24 protein-coding genes are annotated in these 23,584 nt (G+C 66.9%); 14 read left to right on the top strand and 10 right to left on the bottom strand.

From position 1 onward, the window contains the following. Positions 1-130 precede the first annotated feature (130 nt). Positions 131-385 carry a hypothetical protein gene (locus AX767_RS10935; RefSeq protein WP_068631256.1) on the top strand — a complete coding sequence of 85 codons (255 nt, stop codon included), beginning with the start codon at positions 131-133 and terminating at the stop codon, positions 383-385. 54 nt (positions 386-439) lie between these two features. Here AX767_RS10935 and AX767_RS21590 read toward each other — a convergent pair whose 3' ends face one another. Further along, entirely contained in the window at positions 440-610 is a 171-nt protein-coding gene (locus AX767_RS21590; protein ID WP_168164821.1) for a hypothetical protein, read from the bottom strand. A gap of 58 nt (positions 611-668) precedes the next feature. On the opposite strand from AX767_RS21590, the gene AX767_RS10940 reads away from it, so the two are divergent. Then, a complete protein-coding gene (locus AX767_RS10940) occupies positions 669-2,111 on the top strand; it encodes an MATE family efflux transporter (protein ID WP_068631258.1) in 1,443 nt (480 codons plus the stop codon). A gap of 32 nt (positions 2,112-2,143) precedes the next feature. On the opposite strand, the gene dbpA is transcribed toward AX767_RS10940, so the two are convergent. The 4 genes from dbpA to xylB form a co-directional block, all read right to left on the bottom strand. Then, a complete protein-coding gene (gene dbpA, locus AX767_RS10945; protein WP_068631261.1) occupies positions 2,144-3,547 on the bottom strand; it encodes an ATP-dependent RNA helicase DbpA in 1,404 nt (467 codons plus the stop codon). A 90-nt stretch (positions 3,548-3,637) separates the two neighbouring features. Beyond that, complete coding sequence (gene infA, locus AX767_RS10950; RefSeq protein ID WP_068631262.1) at positions 3,638-3,901, bottom strand: translation initiation factor IF-1; 264 nt, start codon at positions 3,899-3,901, stop codon at positions 3,638-3,640. A gap of 50 nt (positions 3,902-3,951) precedes the next feature. Continuing rightward, entirely contained in the window at positions 3,952-4,209 is a 258-nt protein-coding gene (locus tag AX767_RS10955) for a hypothetical protein (RefSeq protein WP_068631264.1), read from the bottom strand. Between the two features lie 298 nt (positions 4,210-4,507). Next, a complete protein-coding gene (xylB, locus tag AX767_RS10960) occupies positions 4,508-5,989 on the bottom strand; it encodes a xylulokinase (RefSeq protein ID WP_068631266.1) in 1,482 nt (493 codons plus the stop codon). A 116-nt stretch (positions 5,990-6,105) separates the two neighbouring features. Here xylB and AX767_RS10965 point away from each other — a divergent pair, with 116 nt between their 5' ends. After that, on the top strand, positions 6,106-6,993 hold the full coding sequence (locus AX767_RS10965; RefSeq protein ID WP_068631268.1) for a gamma-glutamyl-gamma-aminobutyrate hydrolase family protein: 888 nt from the start codon (positions 6,106-6,108) through the stop codon (positions 6,991-6,993). A gap of 12 nt (positions 6,994-7,005) precedes the next feature. On the opposite strand, the gene AX767_RS10970 is transcribed toward AX767_RS10965, so the two are convergent. Together AX767_RS10970 and AX767_RS10975 are read right to left on the bottom strand one after the other, a co-directional pair. Then, positions 7,006-7,188 (bottom strand): hypothetical protein, encoded by a 183-nt coding sequence (locus AX767_RS10970; RefSeq protein ID WP_068631270.1) that lies wholly within the window; start codon positions 7,186-7,188, stop codon positions 7,006-7,008. An 18-nt stretch (positions 7,189-7,206) separates the two neighbouring features. Next, complete coding sequence (locus AX767_RS10975; protein WP_068631272.1) at positions 7,207-10,155, bottom strand: DNA topoisomerase III; 2,949 nt, start codon at positions 10,153-10,155, stop codon at positions 7,207-7,209. Positions 10,156-10,238: 83 nt separating this feature from the next. On the opposite strand from AX767_RS10975, the gene AX767_RS10980 reads away from it, so the two are divergent. From AX767_RS10980 to AX767_RS10990, 3 genes are read left to right on the top strand one after another with little or no spacing between them, the layout of a single operon-like run. Beyond that, the gene (locus AX767_RS10980; RefSeq protein ID WP_068631274.1) at positions 10,239-10,856 is read left to right on the top strand and encodes an SET domain-containing protein; all 618 of its coding nucleotides are present in this window, start codon (positions 10,239-10,241) and stop codon (positions 10,854-10,856) included. A 2-nt stretch (positions 10,857-10,858) separates the two neighbouring features. Next, on the top strand, positions 10,859-11,665 hold the full coding sequence (locus AX767_RS10985; RefSeq protein WP_068631276.1) for a biotin--[acetyl-CoA-carboxylase] ligase: 807 nt from the start codon (positions 10,859-10,861) through the stop codon (positions 11,663-11,665). 7 nt (positions 11,666-11,672) lie between these two features. Further along, positions 11,673-11,897 carry a hypothetical protein gene (locus AX767_RS10990; RefSeq protein ID WP_068631280.1) on the top strand — a complete coding sequence of 75 codons (225 nt, stop codon included), beginning with the start codon at positions 11,673-11,675 and terminating at the stop codon, positions 11,895-11,897. A gap of 22 nt (positions 11,898-11,919) precedes the next feature. Here the strand turns inward: AX767_RS10990 and AX767_RS10995 are convergent, their stop codons facing one another. From AX767_RS10995 to AX767_RS11005, 3 genes are read right to left on the bottom strand one after another with little or no spacing between them, the layout of a single operon-like run. After that, complete coding sequence (locus AX767_RS10995) at positions 11,920-13,359, bottom strand: sensor histidine kinase (protein WP_068631282.1); 1,440 nt, start codon at positions 13,357-13,359, stop codon at positions 11,920-11,922. Then, the gene (locus AX767_RS11000) at positions 13,356-14,030 is read right to left on the bottom strand and encodes a response regulator (protein ID WP_068631284.1); all 675 of its coding nucleotides are present in this window, start codon (positions 14,028-14,030) and stop codon (positions 13,356-13,358) included. Before AX767_RS11000 ends, AX767_RS10995 begins: the two co-directional genes overlap by 4 nt. Positions 14,031-14,058: 28 nt before the next feature. After that, positions 14,059-14,532 carry a MarR family winged helix-turn-helix transcriptional regulator gene (locus tag AX767_RS11005; protein ID WP_068631285.1) on the bottom strand — a complete coding sequence of 158 codons (474 nt, stop codon included), beginning with the start codon at positions 14,530-14,532 and terminating at the stop codon, positions 14,059-14,061. 146 nt (positions 14,533-14,678) lie between these two features. Here AX767_RS11005 and recA point away from each other — a divergent pair, with 146 nt between their 5' ends. The 8 genes from recA to gsiD all read left to right on the top strand — a co-directional run bounded on the left by recA (position 14,679) and on the right by gsiD (position 23,583). Then, complete coding sequence (gene recA, locus AX767_RS11010; protein ID WP_068631287.1) at positions 14,679-15,794, top strand: recombinase RecA; 1,116 nt, start codon at positions 14,679-14,681, stop codon at positions 15,792-15,794. 30 nt (positions 15,795-15,824) lie between these two features. After that, positions 15,825-16,277, top strand: a complete 453-nt coding sequence (gene recX / locus AX767_RS11015; protein WP_068631289.1) for a recombination regulator RecX — start codon at positions 15,825-15,827, stop codon at positions 16,275-16,277. A 124-nt stretch (positions 16,278-16,401) separates the two neighbouring features. Next, the gene (locus tag AX767_RS11020; protein WP_068633593.1) at positions 16,402-17,316 is read left to right on the top strand and encodes a MurR/RpiR family transcriptional regulator; all 915 of its coding nucleotides are present in this window, start codon (positions 16,402-16,404) and stop codon (positions 17,314-17,316) included. 13 nt (positions 17,317-17,329) lie between these two features. After that, a complete protein-coding gene (locus tag AX767_RS11025) occupies positions 17,330-18,271 on the top strand; it encodes an isoaspartyl peptidase/L-asparaginase family protein (protein ID WP_068633595.1) in 942 nt (313 codons plus the stop codon). Between the two features lie 12 nt (positions 18,272-18,283). Further along, a complete protein-coding gene (locus tag AX767_RS11030) occupies positions 18,284-20,197 on the top strand; it encodes a dipeptide ABC transporter ATP-binding protein (protein ID WP_068631291.1) in 1,914 nt (637 codons plus the stop codon). 21 nt (positions 20,198-20,218) lie between these two features. Beyond that, complete coding sequence (gene gsiB, locus AX767_RS11035) at positions 20,219-21,763, top strand: glutathione ABC transporter substrate-binding protein GsiB (RefSeq protein WP_068631294.1); 1,545 nt, start codon at positions 20,219-20,221, stop codon at positions 21,761-21,763. 16 nt (positions 21,764-21,779) lie between these two features. Continuing rightward, positions 21,780-22,700: a glutathione ABC transporter permease GsiC gene (gsiC, locus tag AX767_RS11040; protein ID WP_068631296.1), complete on the top strand. Its 921-nt coding sequence runs from the start codon at positions 21,780-21,782 to the stop codon at positions 22,698-22,700. 7 nt (positions 22,701-22,707) lie between these two features. Then, a complete protein-coding gene (gsiD, locus tag AX767_RS11045) occupies positions 22,708-23,583 on the top strand; it encodes a glutathione ABC transporter permease GsiD (RefSeq protein ID WP_068631298.1) in 876 nt (291 codons plus the stop codon). Position 23,584: the final 1 nt, after the last annotated feature.

Consider the following 23,584-nt stretch of genomic DNA (forward strand, 5'->3'; position numbering starts at 1 on the left):
CAGGACGGGTCGATGCGATACGCGTCCGAAACTGTTTGCACGCTTTGTGAACTTCCGTGAAGTAGGTCCTGTCGCGTTCCGGCCCGGGGCCTTACAAACGTCGTCTACTTTACCGATTCCAGCGAACAAAATGGTCGACGCCAAAGGCATTGCACTCGTCGTGAACGAGCCCGCACCCGGAAGATTCTTTTGGGAACTCCAGACCGGGGAAGCGCCCAGCGGCGGTCCCGCAGCGGTGGACAAGGCCCGCAGGGCCATGCCGAGCTACGGCCTGGCCATGATGGCCGGCATGGTCGCGCTCCAGTGCCGCCGTGGGCGACGCGGCGCCGCGTCGCGCGAATTCGACGAATCGCGCATCGACTTCGGTCCGACGACGATCCAATGACAAAACGCGCCCTGAGGCGCGTTTCATCCACCTGCGAGGGGCAGGAAGGAAGGCTCAGCCGCCCTTCTTGGCGCGCTTGCCGGCGTTCTTCTTGTTGCGCGTGGCGGTTCCGCGTTCCAGGCTGACTTTCTGACCACCGCCGTTGCGGGGCAGGGCGTAACCGGCCAGCGGGGTTGGTGCAGGAGTGGCAACGCGGTCGGCTTCGGTGCGAATTTTCTTGGGCATGAAAAGCTCGGGTAAAAGTGATGTTCGAGCCGCAATTAGGCCACACCGAGGATTTCACATGCCGACAGGCTCCAGAGGAGCTCCGACCGAGGGGCCGCGTTTCGTCTCGGGCTCGCTGCTGCGGCATGTTTGCGTGATGGCCGGCACCGCCGCGATCGGGCTGATCGCGGTGTTCGCGGTCGACCTGATCAATCTTTTCTACATCTCGCTACTGGGCGAAAAGGCGACCGCCGCTGCGGTCGGTTTTGCCGGCGTGGTCGGCTTCTTCCACACGTCCGTCTGCATCGGGTTGACGATCGGCGTGAGCGCGCTGGTGTCGCGCACCATCGGCGCCGGTCGGCGCGACGCCGCGCGGCGCATCGCCACGGCGAGCCTGGTGTTGATGGTCGGCATCGCAGTGGTGCTGGGCAGCGGCACCGCGTTCTTCCTGCAGCCGGCGTTGCATGCGCTCGGCGCCGAAGGCGAAACGGCGCGCCTCGCGCAGCGCTACCTCGCGGTGACCGTGCACTCGCTGCCCTTGCTCGGCATCGGGATGGTCGCCTCGGCGCTGTTGCGCTCGGTCGGCGATGCGCGGCGCTCGATGACCGTCACGCTGGTGGCCGCGTTCGTGACGGCGGTGCTCGATCCGATCCTGATCTTCGGCCTCAACCTGGGACTCGACGGGGCCGCGATCGCCTCCGTGGTGTCGCGCAGCGTCATGGCGGCGATCGGCCTGCACGGCGTGTGGGTCACGCACCGCATGCTCGGGCGCTTCGACCGTGCGGCGTTCGCCGGCGATGTGCGGGCGCTGGGCGGTGTGGCGGGGCCTGCGGTGCTGACCAACCTGGCCACGCCCGTGGGCGCGGCCTTCGTCACGCATTCGATCGCGCAGTTCGGTGCGTCGGCCGTGGCCGGCGCCGCGACCATCGACCGGGTGAGCCCGGTGGCCTTCGGTCTCATCTATTCACTGAGCGGCGCGGTCGGTCCGATCCTCGCGCAGAACCTCGGGGCCGGGCAGTACCGACGGGTCCGCGAAGGGCTGCGCGACAGCCTGTTCTTCATGGTGGTCGCGGTGGCCGTCGCGTGGCTCGTGCTGGCGCTGGGGCAGGGCGTGCTCATCCGGGCGTTTTCGGCCGACGGGCTGGCGGCGGAACTGATCTCGCTCTTCTGCACCTGGCTGGCGGCGAGCTTTTTCTTCTCGGGCGGGTTGTTCGTGGCGAACGCGTCGTTCAACAACCTCGGGCATCCGCTGCTGTCGACCGGCTTCAACTGGGGCCGCGCCACGCTGGGCACGATCCCGTTCGCGTGGTGGGGCTCGCACCACGGCGCGGCCGGGGTGCTGATCGGGCAGGCCGTGGGTTCGTCGATCTTCGGCTTGCTGGCGGTGGTGGTGGCGTTCCGGCTGGCGTCGAAGCTGGCGCAGCAGGAGATTCAGCCCGCGGCGCCGGGGCTCGATGCACCGCTGGCGCCCACGTCATCGCAGACGACGGCGGCGGCGCTGGTCAGGCCGGCGTCGGACTGACTGCACCGCCAAGGCTGGGGGCGAGCGAGATCCTAGCGCTCGTCTTCGAGCAGTCGCACTTTCACCGTCTTGCCCTTGACGCGACCGCTCGCCAGCTTGCGTGCGGCTTCGGCGGCGATGCTGCGCTCCACCGCGACATAGGTCGAGAACTCGTTCACGTTGATCTTGCCGACCTGCTCCTTGGCATAGCCACAGTCGCCGGTGAGCGCGCCCAGGACGTCGCCGGCACGGATCTTTTCCTTGCGACCGCCGACGATCTGCAGCGTGGCCATCGGTGGCTGCAGGGGCTTGCCCTCGCCCGGCGTCAATTCGGCCACCGGATGCCATTCGGATGCGCGGCTCTGCAGCACCTCGATCTTTCCGACGCAGCCCATCTCGTCCATGCTGGCGAGATTGAGCGCCAGCCCCTCGGCCCCCGCCCGGCCGGTGCGGCCGATGCGGTGGATGTGGATTTCAGAGTCGGGCGTCACGTCGACGTTGATGACCGCCTCCAACTGCGCAATGTCGAGTCCGCGCGCCGCCACGTCGGTGGCCACGAGCACCGAGCAGCTGCGGTTGGCGAACTGCACCAGCACCTGATCGCGCTCGCGTTGTTCGAGCTCGCCGAAGAGCGCCAGCGCACTGAAGCCCTGCCCTTGCAGCACTTCGACCAGGTCGCGGCACTGCTGCTTGGTGTTGCAGAACGCGATCGTGCTGATCGGACGGAAGTGGTCGAGCATCAGGCATACCGTGTGCAGCCGCTCGCTCTCCTTCACCTCGTACCAGCGCTGGCGGATCGTGCTGCCGGCGTGTTGCGCCTGCACCGTGATCTGTTGCGGGCTCTTCATGAACTGCGCACTGAGCTTCGCGATGCCGTCGGGATAGGTCGCCGAGAACAACAAGGTCTGGCGCTCCTTCGGGCATTGGCGCGCGACCTTGACGATGTCTTCGAAGAAGCCCATGTCCAGCATGCGATCGGCTTCGTCGAGCACCAGCGTGTTGAGCGCCGAAAGGTCGAGGTTGCCGCGCTCCAGATGGTCCATCAGGCGGCCCGGTGTGCCCACCACGATGTGCGCGCCGTGCTCGAGGCTCGCGATCTGCCCGCGCAGCGCGACACCGCCGCACAGCGTGACGACCTTGATGTTCTCCTCGGCGCGCGCCAGCCGGCGGATCTCGGTCGTGACCTGGTCGGCCAGTTCGCGCGTCGGGCACAGCACCATCGCCTGCACGGCAAAGCGGCGCGGATTCAGGTTGGCGAGCAGCGCCAGCGCGAAAGCGGCCGTTTTGCCGCTGCCGGTCATGGCCTGGGCGATCAGGTCCTTGCCGAGCAGCGCCGGCGGCAGCGCAGCCGCCTGGATCGGCGTCATTTGCGTGTAGCCGAGCCGGGTCAGGTTGGCCAGCATCTGCGGCGTGAGCGGCAACGTGGAAAAGCTGTCGGCGGCGGGAGAAGAACTCATGGAAGGCTCGATTTCAAAGCAAAAAAGGCCTCCGGCGCCTGGGTGAGGCAACCGGAGGCCGTGGCCGGCAGGTGAGCCTGCCAGCAGGGTTTAGCGGCGCTGGGCGCCCGAATTGACCGGCGGCGGACCGCGGCGTTCCAGGTGGCGGAACGTGATCCGGCCCTTGGTCAGGTCGTAGGGCGAGAGTTCGAGCGAGACCTTGTCACCCGCCAGGATGCGGATGTGGTGCTTGCGCATCTTGCCGCCGCTGTACGCGATGAGCTGGTGCCCGTTGTCGAGCGTGACGCGGTAACGCGAGTCGGGCAGCACTTCGGTCACTGCGCCGTTCATTTCGATCAGTTCTTCCTTGGCCATGATTTACCTCTGAAAACGTTGTCTGTTGAAGATGAAACTGGGTGTCGGGTTCAGGCGGTGCAAGGCCCGCTCGCAGGGCGGGCTGGGTGCTTTTCATGCACCCAGCCGAGACCTTGCTCGACGGCATAACGCACGGCGGCCGAATGGCTTCGAAAGCGCGGCGTGAACCGCATGACGCGGTCGGTCATGCCGCTGCCGTGGCCGGAACGAATGGAGACCGAGGCGGCGAAATGGCCGTCGTCCTGGGTCTTGATGAGCGGTGAAACGAGGTACTTGCCCACTGCGATGCTGTGTTGAATGATGTCCATGAAGCCTTGGCGCCATGCGAATTTTCGCAAAGCGCCGAAAAAAATGTTGAAAACGGGGCGTGACCGGCCGTGAATGACTGTCAACGGCGCGGGGGACGCGCTATTCGCTTCAACAAGAACGAAGGCAGTGGTGGCAATCATGGGCGCCAGATCTGGCGCTCCAACACACTGTGAAGCCGGCTTTGAGAGGGTGTGGCCTTCCAGCCGGCGCATGACGAAGTGCTTCGTCGTGGTATCGAAACGAACCCGCAATTGTAGCCGATCGGCCACAAAGCGGCATGAGCGGCCCGCAGCACCCTCAGGTTTCCAGCGTGGAGCAGCGCTGCATTTCCGGTTTGAGCAAGCGATAGAGCCGCTGGTATTGCGCATGTCGCTCCGCCAGCAGCGCGGTGCGCGCGGGGTCGGGCGTGAAACTGTCGAGCAAGGGCGGCGCGACGCACACGTCGGCCACGGCATCGCCGGTGCGCGCCAGCCGACCCAGGCGGGCCGCGCCGAGCGCTGCGCCGACCTCGCCGCCGCTGCGGCGATCGAGCGTGCGGCCCAGGGTGTCGGCCAGCAACTGCGCCCAGGCCGCGCTGCGCGAACCGCCGCCGACCAGCGTGACGCTGTCGATCTGCGCGCCGCCATCGAGCAGCGCCCGCTGCCCGTCGAGGAACGAGAACGCCACGCCCTCGAGCACCGAATAAGCGAGGTGGCCGCGCGCGTGTTCGTGCGTGAGTCCGAAGAACACACCCGACGCGTAAGGATCGTTGTGCGGCGTGCGCTCGCCGGAGAGATACGGCAGGAACAGCGGCGTCGCTGCGCCGTCCGGCAACGCCTCGGCTTCACTCACCAGTTGGGCTTCGCTCTCGGCATGCGTGAGCCGCTTGAGCCATCCCATGCAGCTGGCGGCGGAGAGCATCACGCTCATCTGGTGCCAGGTGCCCGGGAACGCATGGCAGAACGCGTGCACCGCGCCGGCCGGGTTCGGCGAGTACGCCGCGTTGGCGACGAAATACACGCCGGACGTGCCGAGCGAGAGAAACGCGGTGCCCGGCGCGGTGACGCCCAGACCGGCCGCGCTCGCCGCGTTGTCGCCGGCACCGCCCGCCACCACCACGCCGCGTTGCAAGCCGAGCCGCGATGCGACGTCGGCACGCAGGGTGCCGCTCGCATCGCTGCCTTCGACCAGGCGCGGCATGCGCGAGCGGTCGAGGTGCGTGGCCGCGAGCATCGTGTCCGACCAGGCGCGCGCAGCAACGTCCAGCCACAAGGTGCCGGCCGAGTCCGACATGTCGGACACCGCTTCGCCGGTGAGCTTGAGCCGCACATAGTCCTTGGGCAGCAGCACGCGCGCGACCCGGCGGAAGGTGTCCGGCTCGTTGTCTTCGACCCAGATCAACTTGGGCGCGGTGAAGCCGGGCATTGCGATGTTGCCGGTGATGGTGCGGCTGGCCGGCGCGCGCCGTTCGAGCTCTGCGCACTGCGCATGGCTGCGGCCGTCGTTCCAGAGGATCGCGGGGCGCAACACGCGCTCCTGTGCATCGAGCAGTGTGGCGCCGTGCATGTGGCCCGAGAGGCCGATGCCCTGCACGGCCGCGTACTCCCGGGGATGCTTGTCGCGCAGCGCGCCGAGCGCGGCCTGCGTGGCGGTCCACCAGTCGTCCGGATTTTGTTCGGACCAGAGCGGGTGCGGCCGAGAGATCGGCACCGCGGCGCGGGCCTGCCCGACCATGCGCTGCGCGTCGTCGACCAGCGCGACTTTCACTTCCGACGTGCCGATGTCGATGCCCAGGTCCATGCGTTTGTCTCCGAGGTTGCAAGTTCGGTCGAAAGCATACTTGGGGTGTCGTCCGACCCTGCGCGCGAGGGCCGTTCGGCACAATCAATCCTTATCTCTGCAGGGGTCGTTCGACGATGTCTCAACCCGTTTCCGCCCGGCTCAAGATCGGCCTGTCTGCCTGCTTCTCGCACGCCGATCCGGACCGTTCCCTGTTCAGCAACAAGACGCTGCAATACGTGGAGCAGTCCATCGCCCACTGGCTCATGTCGGCCGGCGCGATGGTGGTGATGGTGCCTTGCCCGACCGGCGAAACCGCCCGCGGCGACACCAAGCTCTCGCACTACGCCGAGTGGCTCGACGGCGTCGTGATGCACGGCGGTGCCGACGTCTGGCCCGGCAGCTACGGCGAGGTGCCACTCAAGGATGCATGGCTCGGCGACCGCGTGCGCGATCTTTACGACCTCGCGCTGGTCGAGGCTTTCGAGCAGGCCGGCAAGCCGATCTTCGGCGTGTGCCGCGGGCTGCAACTCATCAACGTCGCGTTCGGCGGCACGCTGTACCAGGACATCGAAGAGCAGCACGGCCATCCCCAGACGCTGCGGCATCGCGACCCGGTCACCTACGACAAGAACTTTCACGAGATCGAGATCGTGCAGGGCACGCGTCTCGCCAAGCTGTACCCGGGCGTCGACAGCGCACGGGTCAACAGCATTCACCACCAGGGCGTGAAGGGGCTGGCGCCGGGTTTCGAGATCGAGGCGTGGAGCCTGCCAGACCGCGTGCCGGAAGCCATCCGGCGCAAGGCGGATCGCGGCCGCAGCTACATCGCGGCCACGCAGTGGCATCCGGAATTCCACACCTTCGGCAGCAAGGAAACAGTCGACGACACGGCCATCCTGCACGACTTCCTGTGGGCCTGCGCCACCGCGCGCGTCACCCCGAAGTCGACCCTGCGCGCTGCGCCCGGCAAGATCCGCAACCGCGCTGCGCGGCTGCTGCGTCAGGCGCTGTTGAGGCGTTGAGCCGCGCGGGATTTAGCGCGCGGGCGCCGACTTGTTGGTGACGTGCGAGATCGAGCTGTCGATCGTGCCGAACACCTCCACGCGGCTGCCGCTGCTCGCGCTCGCGCCGGTGTTGGAAGAGTTGCCCGAGGCGCACCCTGCGATGAAGCAGAGCGCGAGCGTGGCGAGGACGGTGGATGCGATCGATTTCGTCATCGAATCACTATATAGAGGTCACAGCGCCGAAAGGTGCTTGCCCACAATGCCAGCGAGTTCAAACATCGTCACCTGGTCCTTGCCGAAAACCGGCTTGAGCTTGGCGTCGGCGTTGATCGCGCGCTTGTTGGTCGCGTCCTGCAGGCCGTTGGCCTTGATGTAGTCCCAGAGCTTCTTGATGACCGCGGTGCGCGCCACCGGTTCGTCGCCGATCACGGCCGCCAGTGCGTCGCTCGGCTTCAGGCCGGCGCCCGGCTTGCGCGGTGCCTTCGGGGCGGCCGTCTTTTTCGCCGCCGGCGCCTTCTTGGCCGCAGCGACTTTTTTGGCGGCGGCCTTCTTGGCGGCCGGCGCGGCCTTGCCGAAGGTCTTGCGCGGCGGGAACTTGCTGCCGCCTTCGCGCGGCGCGAATTCGAAGGTCACCTTTCCTTCTTCGGCGTTCCAGGCAAGAAAAGCCTTGAACGCGCGGCGCGTGCGCATGCTGACGAACTTGTCGAGCAGGTCGGTCTTGCCGGTGGCGAGCAGCTTTTCCACCTGCGCGCGTTCCACCGGCTGCTGCAGGATGATCTTGCCGGTCTTGAAGGTGCAGCTCGGCGTCGGCTGCGCGGTGGTCGGCACCGATTTCTCGCAGACATAGTTGCTGCCGTGCTCGAACACCGGCGCACCGCAGATCGGGCAAGGGCCGAGCGTGTCCTGCGCGCTGAAGTCGACGATCTCGCCGGAGTCGGCATTCTTGTCGTCGCCGAAGTCGAACTCCAGCTTCCAGTTCTTGGTTTCTTCCTCGTCGAACTTCAGGATGATCTCGGCGGTGAACGGCCAACCCGCCTTGGAACGGAAGCCTTCCAGCGGGCCGATGTGCTTGTCGCGCACCAGCGCTTCGGCTTCGACCACCTCGAAGGTGCGGCCGGCCGGCGACTTGCCGAAGGAGAAGCCGCACGGCTCTGCGCCCGGCTTGCCTGTGCAGGTGTAGCGGCGGTAGTTTTCTTTCACCACGCCGCCGCAGTTGGGGCAGGGCGTCGCGAGGGTGGCGTAGTCGCCCGGGACGGTGTCGCGGTCGTACTCCTTGGCCTTCTTGACGATGTGCTCGGTCATCGCCGCGATTTCCTTCATGAAGGTTTCGCGGCTCAGCTGGCCCTTTTCCATCTGGGCGAGCTTGTATTCCCAGTCGCCGGTGAGCGCGGCCTTGGAAAGTTCTTCCACGCCGAGCCCGCGCAGCAGGGTCATGAGCTGGAACGCCTTGGCGGTCGGGATCAGTTCGCGGCCTTCGCGCAGCATGTATTTTTCGGCGATCAGCCCTTCGATGGTGGCGGCGCGCGTGGCGGGCGTGCCGAGGCCCTTTTCCTGCATCGCTTCGCGCAGCTCGTCGTCGTCGATGGTCTTGCCGGCGCCTTCCATCGCGCCGAGCAAGGTGGCTTCGGAGTAGCGCGCGGGCGGGCGCGTCTTCAGGCCCTTGGTGTCGACGGTTTCGGCCTTCACGATCTCGCCCGGCTTCACCGGCACGAGGTTCTTGCCGTCCTTCTCGTCGTCGTCGCTCACGGCTTCCTTGCCGTAGATCGCCAGCCAGCCCGGCTTGACCAGCACCTTGCCGTCGGAACGGAACGGGTACTTCTTGCCACCCTGCTCGACCGTGCTGATGCGCGTCGTCACCTGGTGCTCGGCGCTCGGGAAAAACACCGACATGAAGCGCCGCACCACGAAGTCGTAGAGCTTCTGCTCGGCGTCCGACAGGCCGCTCGGTGCCTGCAACGTGGGGATGATCGCGAAGTGATCCGACACCTTGGCGTTGTCGAAGATGCGCTTGTTCGGCTTCACATAGTTGCCGTCGACCGCCTGCTGCGCGAAGGGCGCGAGGTGCTTCATGCCGCTGGTCGCGAGCATTTTCATGGTGTCCTTGACCACCGGCAGATAGTCCTCCGGCAGCGCGCGCGAATCGGTCCGCGGATAGGTCAGCGCCTTGTGGCGCTCGTACAGGCTCTGGGCCAGCGCCAGCGTGGTCTTGGCCGAAAAGCCGAAGCGCCCGTTGGCTTCGCGTTGCAGCGAGGTCAGGTCGAACAGTCCGGGCGACGCCTGCGTCGTGGGCTTCGATTCTTCGGTCACGGTGGCCGGCTGGCCGCGCGCGGCGTTGGCGATGGTCAGCGCGTCGTGCTCGGTCCACACGCGGTCGGCGCGCTGCTCGGCATCGGGTTCGCCGTTGGGCAAGGGGGGCGCACCCGACTTCTTCCAGCCCGTGTCGAAATACTTGGCCGGGTAGGGGCCGGCTTCGGCCGCGAAGCTCGCGTGGATTTCCCAGTAGTCGCGCGAGACGAACTTGCGGATCTGTTCCTCCCGCTCGACCACCACCGACAGCGTCGGCGTCTGCACGCGGCCCACGGTCGTCAGGAAGAAGCCGCCGTCGCGCGAATTGAAGGCCGTCATGGCGCGCGTGCCGTTGATGCCGACCAGCCAGTCGGCTTCGGAGCGCGAGCGCGCCGCGTCCGCCAGGCCCTGCATCTGCTGCTCGCTGCGCAGCGAGTCGAAGCCGTCGCGGATCGCCTGCGGCGTCATCGACTGCAGCCAGAGGCGGCGCACCGGCTTGTTGAGCGGGCTCTTGCCGCCGGCGTACTGCTCGATCAGGCGAAAGATGAGTTCGCCCTCGCGGCCCGCGTCGCAGGCGTTGATGAGCTGCGTCACGTCCTTGCGCTTGGCCTGCTTGACCACGGCGTTCAGGCGCGTCTTCGTCTTGTCGACCGGCTTCAGGTCGAAGTGCGGCGGAATCACGGGCAGGTTCGCGAAGCTCCACTTGCCGCGCTTCACGTCGAATTCTTCCGGGGCCTGGATCTCCACCAGGTGACCGACCGCGCTGGTGACGACATACGTTTCGTTTTCGAAGTGCTCGTCGTGCTTGTCGAACTTGCCAGCCACGGGCGTGAGGGCGCGGACGATGTCCTGGGCCACCGACGGCTTTTCTGCAATTACCAAAGTCTTTGTCATGAGGGGCTCTCTATACTCTGCGGCTCTCGCGCGTACACGCGTACGCGCACATGTGTGCACATTCAAACTATCAGACTTCGGCGATGCCTTCCAAATCCCCCACGAATACCGGTCGCCGCATCCAGACGCGTCGTTCCGGCGTTCACGGCAACGGCGTCTTCGCGCTGGCCGACATCGCCGAAGGCGAGACGCTGATCGAATACAAGGGCGAGGTCATCAGCTGGAAAGAGGCGCTGCGCCGCCACCCGCACGATCCGTCGCAGCCGCAGCACACCTTCTATTTCCACATCGACGACGGCCACGTCATCGACGGCAAGGTCCACGGCAACGCCGCCAAGTGGATCAATCACTCGTGCGAGCCCAACTGCGAGGCCGACGAGACCGATGGCCGCGTCTTCATCAAGGCGCTGCGCACCATCCACGCCGGCGAAGAGCTCAACTACGACTACGGCCTGATGATCGATGAGCCGTACACGCCCGAGCTGCTGGCCGAGTTCCCCTGCTGGTGCGGCTCCGAACAGTGCCGCGGCACCCTGCTCGCGCCCAAGGACGAGGAAGAAGAGATTCAGCGCAAGAAGGACAAGAAGAAAGCGAAGAAAGCGAAAGAGGCCAGCAAAAAGGCCCAGGCCGAGAAGGCCGAAAAGAAGGCGCGCAAAGCCGGCAAGAAAGACAAGAAGGACAAGAAGTCCGACCGGGATTGACCATGGCGAATGCCTGGTTCGAAGACCGGATCGGCGCTGCGGTGGCGCCGCTCCTGCCGGGCTTTTCGGTCGAGGTGATCGATGAGATCGATTCGACCAACACCGAACTCATGCGCCGCGGCCGCAGTGGTCGCACTGCACCCGTCCTGCTGGTGGCCGAGCGGCAGACCGCTGGCCGGGGACGCCTCGGGCGCCCCTGGCACAGCGCGCAGATGCAAGAGGCACCGTCGTCGCTCACCTTTTCGCTCGGCCTGCCGCTGGCGCCGCGCGACTGGTCGGGCCTCTCGCTGGCCGTCGGGGTCAGCATCGCCGAGAGCATCGATGCGGCGCAGGCCGCACGGGTCGCGCTCAAGTGGCCCAACGACCTCTGGGTCGACGACTGCAAACTCGGCGGCATCCTCATCGAAACGGCTTTGCCGCAGGGCGATGCGAACGGCGCCTCGCCGCGCTGGCTGGTGATCGGCGCCGGCCTCAACATCGGCCCGCGCGAAGGCGATGGCATGCGCACGCCGCCGGCCTGGGTCCAGCAGTGGAGCCCCGAAGCCACGCCGCAGCAGGTGCTGCACTGGCTGGCCGCGCCGCTGGTGCGCGATGTGCTGACCTTCGGTGCGCAGGGTTTCGCGCCGTTCGCCGAGCGCTTTGCGGCCCGCGACGCCTTGCGCGGGCGCGAGGTGCAACTCAGCGACGGCACCGCCGGCCACTGCGAAGGCGTGGGCCCGGGGGGCGAGCTGCGCGTGCAGACCGCCGACGGCCTGCAGTCGATCACCAGTTCGGAAGTCAGCGTGCGGCCGCGCGGCATGGCGTTGTAAGGCGGGCATGCTGCGTTTCATCTTCTTTGCGCTGGTGGTGGTCAACCTGGGGTATTTCGTTTGGGCGCGTGGCGACATCGACGTGGCCGGCGAGCGTGAACCTCAGCGGCTCGCCCGACAAGTGCGCCCGCAGCTGCTGCAAATTCGCAAGCCCGGTGCGCCGGAAGCCGCCCCGGCGCCGGCCGAGCCAGCCGCTTCTTCGCCTGCGAACGACAACGACGCGGCCCGCTGACGCGGTGCAAGCCGGGTCGCTTTCAGGGCGGCGCGGTGTCGAAGCGCACGCTGAAACGTGCGCCCGGTGGTTGCGTCCCCGGATGGGCATCTTCCAGCGTCACCGTCGCTTTGTGCTGGCGCGCGATCTCGCGCACGATCGGCAAGCCGAGCCCAGAGCCGTCGGCTTCGTTGCCCAGCACCCGGTAGAACGGCTCGAACACCAGCTCGCGCGCGGCATCGGCGATGCCCGGTCCCGAGTCTTCGACCTGCAGCAGCAGGATGTGCCCGAACGGATCGCCGAGCACGCGTGCGGTGATCACGCCGGGCCGTTCGGGCGACGACGGTGTGTACGCGATCGCGTTGTCGACCAGGTTGCGCACCAGTTCCTTCAGCAGCGTGGGATTGCCTTCGAGCAGCACGCCGGGGGCGCCGGGTTCGGCGCCGTCGTAGCCGAGGTCGATGCGCTTTTCGATCGCGCGCGGCACCGCTTCGCGCACCACTTCGACGGTCAGCCGCGCGAGGTCGCAGGGCTGCCACGACAAGGCACCGGCGCCGCCTTCGGCGCGGGCGAGCGCGAGCAGCTGGTTCACCGTGTGGGTGGCGCGGATGCTCGCGCGGCCGATCTGCTTGAGCGACTGCTTCAATTCGGCGGCGTCGGCGCCGTCGCGTTGCGCCAGGTCGGCCTGCATGCGCAAGCCGGCCAGCGGCGTCTTGAGCTGGTGCGCCGCATCGGCCAGAAAGCGCTTTTGCGTCGCGATCGATTCCTTGAGCTTGGTCAGGAGGCCGTTCACCGACGCCACGAGCGGCGCCACTTCGTACGGCACCGAGCTGTCGTCGAGCGGACTCAGGTCGTCAGGCTTGCGCTCGCGGATGCGTTCTTCGAGCTCGGACAAGGGCTTGATCGCGCGCACCAGGGCCAGCCAGATCAGCAAGATCGCCAGCGGCAGGATCGCGAACTGCGGCAGCAGCACGCCCTTGATGATTTCGGTCGCGAGCACCTGCTGCTTCTCGCGCGTTTCGGCCACCTGCACCAGCACCATCGGCGCGCCCGCCAGCGCGGGTTGCACCCAGGTGTAGGCCACGCGCACTGCGTCGTTGCGCATGCGGTCGTCGCGCATGTGAAAAACGTCGGGGGTGAGCGCGTCGTCGTCGGGCGGCTCGGGCAGGTCACTGTCGCCGCCGAGCACCGCGCCGCCGATCGCGCGCACCTGGTAGTAGACCTTGTCGGTGTCGTCGGCGCGCAGCATTTCGCGGGCGGGAAGCGGCAGGTAGAACTGGACGCGGTCTTGCTGCACCGTCACCAGTTTGGCCAGCGTCTGCACGTTGTATTCGAGCGCCCGGTCGAACGGCGCGTTGGCGATGCCTTGCGCCACCAGCCAGGTGAGGCCGATGCTCACCGGCACCAGCAACAGCAGCGGGGTCAGCATCCAGTCGAGGATTTCCCCGAACAGGGAGCGCTGGCCGCGCTGAAAAATCTTCACGGGCTGATTTTTTCGAGGCAGTAGCCGAGACCGCGCACGGTCGCGATGCGGACCGGGCCTTTCTCGATCTTCTTGCGCAGGCGGTGGATGTAGACCTCGATGGCGTTGATGCTCACTTCCTCGCCCCACTCGCAGAGCCGTTCGACCAGCTGGTCCTTGCTGACGAGGCGGCCGGCGCGCTGCAGCAGCACCTCGAGCAGGCCGAGCTCGCGCGCCGACAGTTCGACCATCTTCCCGTCGATGGTCGCCACGCGGCCGGCCTGGTCGTACACCAGCGGGCCGTGCTTGATCGCGTTGCTGGTGCCGCCCATGCCGCGCCGCGTGAGCGCCCGCACGCGCGCCTCGAGTTCCTGCAGGCTGAAGGGCTTGGCCATGTAGTCGTCGGCGCCGTAGTCGAGGCCCTTGACGCGCTCTTCGACGGTGTCGGCGGCCGTGAGCACCAGCACCGGGAGTTGCGAGCCGCGCGCCCGCAGGCGTTTCAGGATCTCCAGGCCGTGCAGGTTCGGCAGGCCCAGGTCGAGGATCAGCAGGTCGAACTCGCTGTTGGTCATGAGCGCCGCGTCGGCTTGCGAGCCGGTCGCGACGTGGTCGACCGCCGCGCCCGAGGTGCGCAAGCTGCGCAGCAGCGCATCGGCCAGCACCTGGTCATCTTCCGCAATCAGAATCCGCATCGCCTGCCTCCGGCTGTGTGGGCGGATTCTAGGCGGCGGCGTAGGTTTCGAGACCGATGGTGACGACCGTGGCGATGTCGTCGCCCACGCTCGCGCGAAACTCGCTTTCGGCCTGCGCCACGGCCTTGCGGAAGGCTTCGTGCCAGGCCAGTCCGTCGGCGGTGAACAGCACGCGGCGTGCGCGCGCATCCAGCGGGTCGGGTCCGCGCGTGACCAGGCCCCACGCCTCGCATTGGTCGACCAGTGTGCCCATCGCCTGCTTGGTCATGCCGGCGCGTTGCGCCAGTTCGGTCAGCCGCGAGCCGTCGCGCGCCAGGTGCCGCGTGATGTGGACGTGCGCCGCGCTCACCTGCTGTCGCGCCGCGAGGTTGGAGAGGGCGAGCGGCACGTCGACGTCGTGCGCCATCAAGGCCAGCACGCGCTCGTCGAAACGGCGCAGGGCGTGGCCGAGCAGGCGGCCCAGATGGGTCTGGCGCCAGTCGTCGTTGAGGGCGGAAATCATGCGGCCAAATGGTAATGCAAACTGACCATAAATCTGGTTTACTTCGCCGGACTGGCCTGTACATTACTGTTCAAGCATCCAGCCTGTGATTAAACGCAGACAGATGCAAGCCCATCACAACCTGTTGATATTCAAGGAGTTTTCTCATGGACGCACTCGTCAAAGGCACCAGTATTTCGGTCGCAGGCAGCGAAAAAGCCAAGGCGCTGCAAGCCGCACTCGCCCAGATTGAAAAGCAGTTCGGCAAGGGCACGATCATGCGATTGGGCGAGGGCGAGGCGCTGGAAGACGTGCAGGTCGTGTCGACCGGCTCGCTCGGCCTGGACATCGCGCTGGGCGTCGGCGGCCTGCCGCGCGGTCGCGTCATCGAGATCTACGGCCCGGAATCGTCGGGCAAGACCACGCTCACGCTGCAGGTCATCGCCGAAATGCAAAAGCAGGCCGGCACCTGCGCCTTCGTCGACGCCGAGCACGCGCTTGACGTGCAGTACGCCCAGAAGCTCGGCGTGAACCTGTCCGACCTGCTGATCAGCCAGCCCGACACCGGCGAGCAGGCGCTCGAAATCGTCGATTCGCTGGTGCGCTCCGGCGCGGTCGATCTGATCGTCATCGACTCGGTCGCCGCACTCACGCCGCGCGCTGAAATCGAAGGCGAAATGGGCGATTCGCTGCCCGGCCTGCAGGCCCGCCTGATGAGCCAGGCGCTGCGCAAGCTCACCGCCACCATCAAGAAGACCAACTGCATGGTCATCTTCATCAACCAGATCCGCATGAAGATCGGCGTGATGTTCGGCTCGCCCGAAACCACCACCGGCGGCAATGCGCTGAAGTTCTACGCCTCGGTGCGGCTGGACATCCGCCGCATCGGCACCATCAAGAAGGGCGACGAAGCCATCGGCAACGAAACCAAGGTCAAGGTGGTCAAGAACAAGGTCAGCCCCCCGTTCAAGACGGCGGAGTTCGACATCCTGTTCGGCGAAGGCATCAGCCGCGAAGGCGAAATCATCGACATGGGCGTGGTCGCCAAGATCGTCGACAAGTCCGGTGCCTGGTACGCCTACATGGGCGAGAAGATCGGCCAGGGCCGCGACAACGCCCGCGAATTCCTGCGCGAGAACCCCGAGCTCTCGCGCGAGATCGAGAACAAGGTGCGCGAATCGCTGGGTATCCCGCTGCTGGCCGCGACCTCCGGCGCCGACGTGGTCGATGCCAAGCCGGCCAAGGCAGAGAAGGCCGAAAAAGCCGACAAGGCTGAAAAGTAAGGCGCGGGCGGCGCACCGATCGCACAGCCCGTGGCCTTCGCTGCCCCGTCCCTGAAAGGCCGAGCGCTGCGCTTGCTGAGCCAGCGCGAGCACTCGCGTGCGGAGCTCGAACGCAAGTTGAAGAAGTACGAGGAAGTGCCCGGCACCCTTGCCATGGCACTTGACGAACTGGCCGCCAAGGACTTCATCAGCGAGACGCGCGTGGTGCAGTCGGTGCTGCATCAGCGCGCACCGCGCATGGGCGCCCTGCGCGTGCGGCAGGAACTCCAGCAAAAGGGCATCGCGCCCGAGGCCATCGCGGCCGCCGTCGCCGGCCTGCAAGACAGCGAACTGGCCCGTGCCCGGGCGCTGTGGCTTCGCCGCTTCGAAGAACCGCCGGTCGATGCCAAGGCGCGAGCGAAGCAAACCCGCTTTCTGCTCGCGCGCGGTTTCAGCGGCGCGGTGGTCGGCAAGGTGTTCAAGGGCAACGTCGACGACGACTGAATCGGCGTCGGGGTGCGGGTCCGGAATTTGCGTCAAACACGCGAATGACCAAAAGTTTTCTTTCCGCCGCTATATTTGCGACTAAATTTACTTTTTCGCCCTTTGAGGGTGCGTGAATGCGCGCGTGACCTCCGTAACTTCTTCCGTCAAAAGCACCACCGTGGCGCAGCGCATCGCCGAGGCGCTGCCGCGCCTCACGCGCTCGCACCGGCAGGTGGCCGACTACGTGCGCTCGCATCCACTGCAGGTCGCCACCTTGCCCATCGATGAACTGGCGGCGGCGGTCGGCGTGTCGATCGCCACGGCGAACCGTTTCGCGCGGGCGCTCGGTTTCGAGGGTTACGCGAGTTTCCGGTCGGAACTGGTGCGGGGCTTCGAGCCGTTGCTGGCGCCAGTCGAGCAATTGCGCGGCAACCTCGCGCAGCCGTCGACGGTGGCGCAGGTGTTCGCGACCGCGCTGGAAGAGAGCCATCGCAACATCGAGGCGACGCGCCGCACGCTCGACTACGGTGCCTGCGAGCGCGCGGTGCAGCACCTGCTCGACGCAAAGACCGTCCACATCGCCGGTTACGGCGCGAGCGCCTTTCTGGCGGGGCTGCTGCAGCACGGGCTGGACCCGTACTGCGCCGACGCCCGGCTGCTGCCGGCCATCAGCGGGGTGACGCACGCAGCGCGGGCCCTGTCGCGCGGCAGGCCTGGCGACCTGCTGGTCGCGATCGGCTATCCGCGTTACCTGACCGACACCGTCACGCTGGCCGGTATCGCGCGCGACCGGGGCATCGCCGTGCTCGCACTGACCGACCGCCCGAGCTCCCCGCTCGCGCCACTGGCCGACGTGGTGCTCTACGCCCAGACCGACACCCGCTATCGCCCGAACTGCGAGACCAGCGCGCTGGCCGTCATCGAAGCGCTGACCAGCGCCGTTGCCCTGCGCGCGCCCGATGCGTTCCAACGCGCCGGCAACGTCGTCGAATCCCTCATGCCCTGGCTGCATGCCGGGCAAGGCCTGCGCGCAGCGCCGGCAGATCGCGTCAAATGAGAACCCCCACGCCATGAGCACCACCCCAGTCATCGCCATCCACGGCGGCGCCGGCACCATCGCGGCGGTCGCGTCCGGCGCGCCCGCGGCCCGGCCGTACCACGACGCGCTGCACGCGATCGTCGCCGCCGCGCAGGCCGCATTGCTGGGCGGCGCCAGCGCGCTCGACGCGACCTGCCTCGCGGTCGGCATGCTGGAAGACTGCCCCTTGTTCAACGCCGGCCACGGCGCAGTCTTCACGCACGACGAAACCCATGAGCTCGACGCAGCCGTCATGAACGGCGCTGATCTGCGCGCCGGTGCGGTGGCCGGCGTGAGCCACATCCGCCGCCCGGTGCAGGCCGCGCGCGCGGTGATGGAAGATGGTACGCACGTGCTGCTCGGCGGCGCCGGCGCCGAAGCGTTCGCGCGGGCCGCGGGGCTCGAAATGGTTGATGCGTCGTACTTCTCGACCGAGGCACGCCGCCAGCAACTGCGCCACGCGCTGGCCGCCGACCGCGTCGCGCTCGATCACGACAGCGCACCGCTCGCCGAAGGCAGCAAGTTCGGCACGGTCGGTGCGGTGGCGCTCGACCAGTTCGGCCACCTCGCCGCCGCCACCTCCACCGGCGGCATGACCAACAAGCGCGCGGGCCGCATCGGCGACACGCCGTTGATCGGCGCCGGCACCTACGCCGACGACCGCGCCGCCGCCGTGTCGTGCACCGGCAGCGGCGAGATGTTCATGCGCTGCGTGGCGGCATACGACGTCTGCGCGCGCATGCGTTATGCGGGCCAGACGCTGCAGCAGGCCGTCGATGCCGTCGTCCTCGAAGCGCTGCCGGCCATCGACGGGCGTGGCGGCTTGATCGCGGTCGACAAACACGGCAACCTGAGTCTCTCGTTCAACACCTCGGGCATGTACCGCGCCCACGCCCGCGGCGCCGAGACGCCGCACACCGCGATCCATCGCTGAACCGGGGCCGCCATGTCTGCTGTCATCCCCGCACCCGAACGATCCGAACCGGCATCGCCGACGCTCGCGCTGCCCGAAGGGCGCGTGCTCGCCGTCGACGACCTCACGGTGCGTTTCTCGACTTCCGAGCGCGTGGTCGACGCGGTGCGCCACCTGTCGTTCCACGTCGAGCGCGGCGAAACGCTGGCGATCGTCGGCGAGTCGGGCTCCGGCAAATCGGTGACCTCGCTCGCTTTAATGCGGCTGGTGGAATACGGCGGTGGCCGCATCGTCGATGGCCGCATGGCGTTCCGTCGCCGCAACGGCCAGGTGCTCGATCTCGCGCGCGCCTCCGATGCCGCGATGCGCACCATCCGCGGCGCCGACATCGCGATGATTTTCCAGGAGCCGATGACCTCGCTGAACCCGGTGTTCACCGCGGGCGACCAGATCGCCGAGGCCATCGCGATCCACCAGGGCAAGGACCGCGCCGCCGCGCGTGCCGAAGCATTGCGCATGCTCGAACTCGTGCGCATTCCCGAAGCGCGCAACGTGCTCGACCGCTTTCCGCACCAGCTGTCGGGCGGCATGCGGCAGCGCGTGATGATCGCGATGGCGCTGTCGTGCCGGCCCTCGCTGCTCATCGCCGACGAGCCGACCACCGCGCTCGACGTCACGATCCAGGCGCAGATCCTCCAGCTCATCCGCGAGCTGCAGACCGAGATGCAGATGGGTGTGCTGTTCATCACGCACGACATGGGCGTGGTGGCCGAAGTGGCCGACCGCGTGCTCGTGATGTACCGCGGCGACAAGGTGGAGGCGGGTGCTTCGACGCAGGTGTTCGCCGCGCCCGCCCACGCCTACACGCGCGCGCTGCTGTCGGCCGTGCCGCAGCTCGGCGCGATGCGCGGCACCGACCTGCCGGCGAAGTTCGAGTTGTTGCAGGTCGATGCCGGCGGCGCCCCGAAACCGCCGCCCGCGCCGCACGACACGGTGCGCCGCGACATCCCACCCATCCTTCGTGTGAAAGACCTCGTCACGCGCTTCGAGCTGCGCAGCGGCCTCCTCAATCGCGTCACGCGCGAAGTGCATGCGGTCGAGAAAGTGAGCTTCGACCTGCGGGCCGGCGAAACGTTGGCGCTGGTCGGCGAATCGGGTTGCGGCAAGTCGACCACCGGCCGCTCGCTGTTGCGTCTGGTCGAGAGCCAGCGCGGCTCCATCGAGTTCGATGGCCGCAACGTGCTCGACCTGCCCACGCGCGAACTGCAGGCGCTGCGCCGCAACATCCAGTTCATCTTTCAAGACCCTTTTGCGTCGCTCGACCCGCGCGTCACGGTCGGCTACTCGATCATGGAGCCGCTGCTGGTGCACGGCATCGCGAGCGGCAGCGCGGCACAGGAACGCGTGCGCTGGCTGCTCGAGAAGGTCGGGCTTCCGGCCGACCATGCGCAGCGCTATCCGCACGAGTTCTCCGGCGGGCAACGTCAGCGCGTGGCCATCGCGCGCGCACTGGCGCTCAACCCGAAGGTGGTCGTCGCCGACGAATCGGTGTCGGCGCTCGACGTGTCGATCCAGGCGCAGATCATCAACCTGCTGCTCGACCTGCAGCGCGAACTCGGCGTGGCGTTTCTCTTCATCTCGCACGACATGGCGGTGGTCGAACGCGTGAGCCACCGCGTGGCGGTGATGTACCTTGGCCAAATCGTCGAGATCGGCCCGCGCCGCGCCATCTTCGAGAACCCGCAGCACGCCTACACCAAGCGCTTGATGGCCGCGGTGCCGGTGGCCGATCCGACGCGCCGCAACATCGGCCGCACGTTGCTCAAGGGCGAGATCCCGAGCCCTGTCTATCCACCCGGCCATGAGCCCGACGTCCAGCCGCTGGTCGAGGTCGTGCCCGGGTCCGGTCACTTCGTCGCCCGCCATCCGATGGCGGGCGGTTTCTAGAATTTTCAAAGGAGTCCCACCATGAGCCAACCTCTCTCCCGTATCGCCGCCGGCCTCGCCCTGGCCGGCCTGGCAGGCTTCGCCGCCTCCGCGCACGCCGCCAAAGACATCGTCGTCGCGGTGCAGTCGAACTTCACGACGACCGACCCATACGACGCGAACGACACGCTCTCGCAAGCCGTCGCCAAGTCGTTCTACCAAGGCCTTTACGGCTTCGACAAGGACATGAAGATGGTGCCGGTGCTGGCCACCGGCCACACGGTGAGCAAGGACGGCCTCGTCTACACGCTCAAGCTGCGCAGCGGTGTCAAGTTCCACGACGGCACCGACTTCAATGCCGAGGCCGTCAAGGCCACCTTCGACCGCGTGACCAACGCCGACAACAAACTCAAGCGCTACAACCTCTACAAGAACATCGCCAAGACCGAGGCGGTCGATGCGACCACGGTCAAGTTCACGCTGACAGAGCCGTTCTCGCCGTTCATGAACACGCTGGCGCATCCGTCGGCCGTGATCATCTCGCCGGCCGCGCTCGCCAAGTTCGGCAGCAAGGGCATCGCGCAGAACCCGGTGGGCACCGGCCCGTTCAAGTTCGTCGAATGGAAATCGACCGACTACCTGAAGGTCGCCAAGTTCGACGGCTACTGGCGCAAGGGCTACCCGAAGGTCGACAGCATCACCTGGCGTCCGGTGGTCGACAACAACACGCGCTCCGCGATGATGCAGACCAACGAGGCGCACTTCGCGTTTCCGATGCCCCCCGAAGCCGCGCAAAATCTCAAGGGAAAGCCCAGCCTCGAAGTGACCGCCGCGCCGTCGATCATCCAGCGCTACATCTCGATGAACACCACGCAAAAACCCTTCGACAACCCGAAGGTGCGTGAAGCCATCAACTACGCGATCAACAAGGAAGCGCTGGTCAAGGTCGCCTTCTCCGGCTACGCGATCCCGGCCGAGGGCGTGCTGCCCAAGGGCGTCGATGGTGCGGTCAAGCTCGGTCCGTGGCCGTACAACCCGGCCAAGGCGAAAGAGCTGCTGAAGGAAGCCGGCTACCCCAACGGTTTCGAGAGCACGCTGTGGTCGGCCTACAACTACACGACCGCGCAAAAGGTCATCCAGTTCGTGCAGCAGCAGCTGGCGCAGGTCGGCATCAAGGTGCAGGTGCAGGCGCTCGAAGCCGGCCAGCGCGTCGAACGCGTCGAGAGCGCGCAAGACCCGGCGACCGCGCCGGTGCGCATGTACTACGTGGGCTGGTCGTCGTCGACTGGCGAAGCCGACTGGGCGATGCGTCCGTTGCTGGCGTCGGAGTCGTATCCGCCGAAGCTTTTCAACACGGCCTACTACAAGAACGACGACGTCGACGCCGACATCAAGAAGGCGCTGGTTACCACCGACCCGGCCGCCAAGGCGAAGCTTTACGCCGACGCGCAGCAGCGCATCTGGAAGGACGCGCCCTGGGCCTTCCTCGTGACCGAGCAACTGCTGTCGGTGCGCGCGCGCAACCTGACCGGCTTCTATGTGATTCCGGACGGCAGCTTCAACTTCGACGAAGTCGAACTGAAGTGACCGCGGCCCGGCGACGATGACCTCCTACATCCTCAAGCGTCTCCTGGGCTTGCTGCCGACGCTGTTCATCGTCGCGGTGCTGGTCTTCCTGTTCGTGCACCTGTTGCCGGGCGATCCGGCGCGGCTGGCGGCGGGCGTCGACGCCAGCCCGGAAACCGTGCAGATGGTGCGCGAGGACCTCGGGCTGGACAAACCGCTGCCGCGGCAGTTCCTGAACTTCTTCGTGAACATCGTGCAGGGCGACTTCGGCATGTCGCTGCGCTCCAAACGACCGGTGTCGACCGAGATTGCCGAACGCTTCATGCCGACCCTGCTGCTCACCCTCACCAGCATGGTGTGGGCGGTGATCTTCGGCATAGTGATCGGCATCGTCTCGGCGGTGTACCGCAACCAGTGGCCCGACCGCGTGGGCATGACGCTCGCGGTGTCGGGCATCTCGTTTCCCGCCTTCGCGCTCGGCATGTTGCTGATGCAGGTGTTCTCGGTGCAGCTGGGTTGGCTGCCGACCGTCGGCGCCGACACCTGGCGCCACTACGTGCTGCCGTCGATCACGCTCGGCGCCGCGGTGGCTGCCGTGATGGCGCGCTTCACGCGGGCGTCGTTCATCGAGGTGATCGGCGAAGACTTCGTGCGCACTGCGCGTGCGAAGGGCGTGTCCGAAAAGTGGGTGATCCTGAAGCACTGTCTTCGCAACGCGCTGATTCCGGTCGTGACGATGATGGGCCTGCAATTCGGCTTCCTCCTGGGCGGCTCGATCGTGGTCGAGGCCGTCTTCAACTGGCCGGGCCTCGGCCGCCTGCTGGTCGACGCCATCGAGATGCGCGACTACCCCGTGATCCAGAGCCTGGTGCTGTTGTTCTCGCTCGAATTCATCCTGATCAACCTCGTGGTCGACGTGCTCTATGGCTTCATCAATCCCACCATCCGATACAAGTGAAGCGCCCATGACGACCGCGATGGCCGAAGCCAACGTGCGCACGCCGTGGAGCGAGTTCTGGCGCAAGTTCCGCATGCAGCGCGTCGCTTTCGGCGCGCTCGTCTTCGTGGTCCTGCTGGTGGGGGTCGCGGTCTTCGCGCCCTGGCTCGTGCCGTACGACGCCGAGAACTTCTTCGATTACGACCGCTTGAACCAGGGGCCCTCGGCGGTGCACTGGTTCGGCGTCGATCCGCTGGGGCGCGACATCTTCAGCCGCATCCTGATGGGTGCTCGCATCTCGCTGGCCGCCGGCTTTTTCTCGGTGGTGCTCGGCGCCATCGTCGGCACGGTGCTGGGTTTGCTGGCCGGCTACTACGGCGGCTGGTGGGACCGCATCGTGATGCGCATCTCTGACGTGCTGTTCGCCTTTCCGGGTGTGCTGCTGGCGCTGGGCGTCGTGGCGATCCTCGGCAGCGGCATGACCAACGTGATCATCGCCGTGTCGGTGTTCAGCGTGCCGGCCTTCGCGCGCCTGGTGCGCGGCAACACGCTGGTGCTCAAGAACCTCACCTACATCGAAGCGACACGCAGCATCGGCGCGAGCGACCGCACGATCATGCTGCGGCACATCCTGCCGGGCACCATCTCGGCCATCGTCGTGTACTTCACGATGCGCCTGGGCACCTCGATCATCACGGCGGCGAGCCTGTCGTTCCTGGGCCTCGGCGCGCAGCCGCCGACGCCCGAATGGGGCGCGATGCTGAACGAGGCGCGCGCCGACATGGTCAATGCCCCGCACGTGGCGCTGTTCCCGTCGCTCGCGATCTTCTTCACCGTGCTCGCCTTCAACCTGCTGGGCGACGGCCTGCGCGATGCACTCGACCCGAAGATCGATCGGCTCTGAC

This window comes from Variovorax sp. PAMC 28711 (assembly GCF_001577265.1).
Taxonomy (GTDB): Bacteria; Pseudomonadota; Gammaproteobacteria; order Burkholderiales; family Burkholderiaceae_C; genus Variovorax.